Origin of the sequence: Bradyrhizobium genomosp. III (genome assembly GCF_000261705.1) — a bacterium.
GTDB lineage: Bacteria > Pseudomonadota > Alphaproteobacteria > Rhizobiales > Xanthobacteraceae > Bradyrhizobium > Bradyrhizobium ottawaense.
The window spans coordinates 1-2,978 of sequence record NZ_AJQF01000129.1 but is presented as its reverse complement, the minus strand read 5'-3'; the positions used below and the strand labels follow the sequence as shown (position 1 = coordinate 2,978).

The window sequence follows — 2,978 nt, the reverse complement described above, 5'->3', positions numbered from 1 at the left end:
GGTGCTTGCCGCGGCTGCCGTGCCTTACGCCGCGCCCGAGGTGAACGGCCCGTTGCGCCTGCTCGTCGTCGGCGGCAGCCAGGGCGCGCGCATCATGGCCGACATCGTGCCTGGCGCGATCGAGCGGCTCGAGCCTGCGCTATGGAGCCGGCTCATCCTGACCCAGCAGGTGCGGGACGAGGACATGGCGCGTGTGCGCGCAGTCTATGACAAGCTCAAGATCAAGGTCGAGCTGGCGCCGTTCTTCACCGATTTGCCGGCACGGCTTGCCTCCAATCATCTCGTGGTATCGCGCTCCGGCGCCGGGACAGTGGCAGAGCTCGCGGCGATCGGCCGGCCCTCGATCCTGGTGCCGCTGCCCGGCTCGATCGACCAGGACCAGTTCGCCAATGCCGGCGTGCTGGTCAAGGTGGATGGCGCGATCCGCATCCCGCAGGCCGAGTTCAGCTCCGACCGGCTGGCCTCCGAAATCTCCGCCTTCGCCGCCGAGCCCGCGCGCCTTGCCGCCATGGCGCAGGCCGCCCGCGGCGCCGGCCGGCTCGACGCCGCCGAGCGACTGGCCGATCTGGTGGTCAAAGTCGCGGGAATCTGACGCGAAAAAGCCCTTGTCTTCGCCTTCTAAAGCGGGGCATCCAGTAAGAACGGCGCGGCTGATTTGGCCGTGACCTTCGCCAGATACCGCCGTTTCAGGCGGCGAGGTCAGGGAACAGAGCATGAGACTGCCGCGCGAGATCGGACCCATCCACTTCGTCGGGATCGGCGGAATCGGCATGAGCGGGATCGCCGAGGTGCTGGTCAATCTCGGTTATGCCGTGCAGGGCTCGGACGCCTCCGACAATTACAATCTCGATCGTCTGCGCAAGAAGGGCGCAAAGGTCTCGGTCGGCCACAGGGCCGAGAATGTCGATGGCGCCGAGGTCGTCGTGGTCTCGACCGCGATCAAGCGTGACAATCCGGAACTGATGGCGGCGCGCGAGCGGCGCATTCCCGTGGTGCGCCGCGCCGAGATGCTGGCCGAGCTGATGCGGCTGAAGAGCTGCGTCGCGATCGCCGGCACCCACGGCAAGACCACGACGACCACGATGGTCGCAACGCTGCTCGACGCCGGCGGTCTCGATCCCACCGTCATCAACGGCGGCATCATCAATGCCTATGGCTCCAATGCGCGCCTTGGCGCGGGCGACTGGATGGTGGTGGAAGCCGACGAGAGCGACGGCACGTTCCTGAAGCTGCCGACGGATGTCGCGATCGTCACCAATGTCGACCCCGAGCATCTCGATCACTTCAGGACCTTCGAGGCCGTGCAGGACGCGTTCCGCCATTTCGTCGAGAACCTGCCGTTCTACGGCTTCGCCGTGATGTGCATCGATCACCCGGTCGTGCAGAGTCTCGTTGGCAAGATCGAGGACCGCCGCATCGTCACTTACGGCGAAAATCCGCAGGCCGATGTGCGGCTGGTCGATCTGACCCCGATGGGCGGCGGATCGAAATTCAAGGTCGCGTTCCGCGATCGCAAGACCGGCGCCGTGCACGAGATCGCCGACCTCATGCTGCCGATGCCGGGACGCCACAACGCCTCCAACGCGACGGCCGCGATTGCGGTCGCGCGTGAGCTCGGCGTGTCCGACGAAGCGATCCGCAAGGCGATCGCCGGCTTCGGCGGCGTCAAGCGCCGCTTCACCAAGACCGGCGAATGGAACGGCGTCACCGTGATCGACGATTACGGTCATCACCCCGTGGAAATCGCGGCGGTGCTGAGGGCGGCGCGCGATTCCTTCACTGGCAAGATCATCGCCGTGGTGCAGCCGCATCGCTACACCCGCCTGCAATCGTTGTTCGAGGAATTCTGCACCTGCTTCAACGATGCCGATGCGGTTGTCGTCGCCGACGTCTATGCCGCCGGCGAAGCGCCGATCGACGGCATCGACCGCGATCATTTCGTGACGGGCCTGCGCGCGCATGGCCATCGCGAGGTGATTCCACTGCCGGCATCCTCCGAGCTCGCGGGCATCGTCAAGGGATTGGCGAAGTCCGGCGATCTCGTCGTGTGCTTAGGGGCCGGCAACATCACGCAATGGGCGTATGCGCTGCCGGACCAACTGAAGGCGCTGGGATAGGGCGTTGATTTTGATTTCACTATTCACCACGGAGCACGCTGCGCTCCCTCCCCCCTTGCGGAGGAGGGCGGGGGAGAGGGGTGGCCCCGGGCGAGCTCTGAGTTCGTGGCTACCCCCCTCCCTGACCTCGAGAGCGAGCTTCGCTCGCCTCGGACCCCACAAGGGGGGAGGGAACGGAGAGATTGTGCCTTCTTCACTTGAGGAAGTGGCATGAGCTTTCCCGACATCACGCCCGAGCTCAAAGCCGCGATGCCGGAGCTGCGCGGGCGGCTGCTGGCCAACCAGTCGCTGGCCGAGCTGACCTGGTTTCGCGTCGGCGGCCCTGCCCAGGTGCTGTTCACGCCGGCGGATGAGGACGATCTCGCTTACTTCCTCGCGCATCTTGCGCCCGACATTCCCGTCTACGTCGTCGGTGTCGGCTCCAATCTGATCGTGCGCGACGGCGGCATTGCGGGCGTCGTGATCCGGCTGGCGCCGCGCGCCTTCGGCGAGGCCAGCGCCAGCGGCGATATCGTCACTGCCGGTGCTGCCACGCTCGACAAGCGCGTGGCGGAGGTGGCCGCGTCGGCCAATATCGGCGGGCTCGAATTCTACTTCGGCATTCCCGGCACGATCGGCGGCGCGCTGCGCATGAATGCCGGCGCCAATGGCGGTGAGACCAAGGACGTGCTGGTCGAAGCGCGCGGCGTCGGTCGCGACGGCAGCAAGCACACCTTCTCCAATGCCGACATGAAGTTCGTCTACCGCAACAGCGGCGTCGATCCCTCCATCATCTTCACCTCCGGGCGGTTTCGCGGCGAGATCAAGGATGCCGATGCGATCCGCGCGCGCATGGCGGAGGTGCAGACGCATCGCGAGACC

General features: G+C 66.3%; 3 protein-coding genes. All 3 read left to right on the top strand.

The features are described 5' to 3' along the window. Positions 1 to 592 (top strand): glycosyltransferase (locus IC66_RS0111280; protein ID WP_038947680.1); only part of this gene is annotated, 592 nt, incomplete at its 5' end. A gap of 121 nt (positions 593 to 713) precedes the next feature. Continuing rightward, positions 714 to 2,117 (top strand): UDP-N-acetylmuramate--L-alanine ligase, encoded by a 1,404-nt coding sequence (murC, locus tag IC66_RS0111275; RefSeq protein WP_038947679.1) that lies wholly within the window; start codon positions 714 to 716, stop codon positions 2,115 to 2,117. Positions 2,118 to 2,327: 210 nt separating this feature from the next. Next, positions 2,328 to 2,978: FAD-binding protein (locus IC66_RS0111270; RefSeq protein WP_038947678.1), on the top strand; the 651-nt coding region annotated here is incomplete at its 3' end.